Source organism: Agrobacterium tumefaciens (assembly GCF_031801495.1).
Lineage (GTDB): Bacteria > Pseudomonadota > Alphaproteobacteria > Rhizobiales > Rhizobiaceae > Agrobacterium > Agrobacterium tumefaciens_K.
Genome location: NZ_JAOEGC010000002.1, coordinates 1,755,353 through 1,756,577 on the forward strand (window position 1 = coordinate 1,755,353; position 1,225 = coordinate 1,756,577).

Genomic DNA, 1,225 nt, shown 5'->3' on the forward strand with positions numbered 1-1,225 from the left:
GCGGCGGTGTTGTTCACACCGCCGCCGTACTGCATTTCAGATCGAGAGATTACTCGACGATCGAGGCAACGATGCCAGCGCCGACGGTACGGCCGCCTTCGCGGATCGCGAAGCGCAGCTTTTCTTCCATCGCGATCGGAACGATCAGCTCGACGTCAACGGTCACGTTGTCACCAGGCATAACCATTTCCGTGCCTTCAGGAAGCGTCACGATGCCCGTCACGTCCGTCGTGCGGAAGTAGAACTGCGGACGGTAGTTCGTGAAGAACGGCGTATGACGGCCGCCTTCTTCCTTCGTCAGGATGTAGGCTTCTGCCTTGAACTTCTTGTGCGGCTTGACCGAACCCGGCTTGCACAGGATCTGACCACGCTCGACGCCGTCACGGTTAACACCGCGAACCAGTGCGCCGATGTTGTCGCCGGCCTGACCCTGGTCGAGCAGCTTGCGGAACATTTCAACGCCGGTAACCGTCGTCTTCGACGTCGGCTTGATGCCGACGATTTCGACTTCTTCACCAACCTTGACGATACCGCGCTCAACGCGACCCGTCACAACCGTACCACGGCCCGAGATCGAGAACACGTCTTCGATCGGCATCAGGAACGGCTGGTCGATCGGACGCTCAGGCGTCGGGATGTAGGCGTCAACCTGAGCCATCAGCTCGCGGATCGCGTCTTCACCGATCGTCTTGTTGGAATCTTCAAGAGCAGCAAGAGCCGAACCCTTGACGACTGGAACGTCGTCGCCCGGGAAGTCGTAGGACGACAGAAGTTCGCGAACTTCCAGCTCTACCAGTTCCAGCAGTTCCGCGTCGTCGACCTGGTCGACCTTGTTGAGGAACACGACCAGAGCCGGAACGCCAACCTGACGAGCCAGCAGGATGTGCTCGCGGGTCTGCGGCATCGGGCCGTCAGCTGCAGAGCAAACCAGGATCGCGCCGTCCATCTGCGCAGCACCGGTGATCATGTTCTTCACGTAGTCGGCGTGGCCGGGGCAGTCAACGTGAGCGTAGTGACGGTTCGCCGTCTCGTACTCGACGTGCGCCGTCGAAATCGTGATACCACGAGCCTTCTCTTCCGGAGCAGCGTCGATCTGGTCGTACGCCTTGAACTCGCCGAAGAACTTCGTGATTGCTGCAGTCAGCGACGTCTTGCCATGGTCAACGTGACCGATCGTGCCAATGTTGACGTGCGGCTTCGTCCGCTCAAACTTGCTCTTTGCCAT

General features: G+C 59.7%; 1 protein-coding gene. It reads right to left on the reverse strand.

Going from position 1 to position 1,225, the window contains the following annotated elements; genetic code table 11:
* Nucleotides 1-49 precede the first annotated feature (49 nt).
* Nucleotides 50-1,225 (reverse strand): elongation factor Tu (gene tuf, locus N7578_RS18010; protein WP_311111609.1); only part of this gene is annotated, 1,176 nt, incomplete at its 5' end.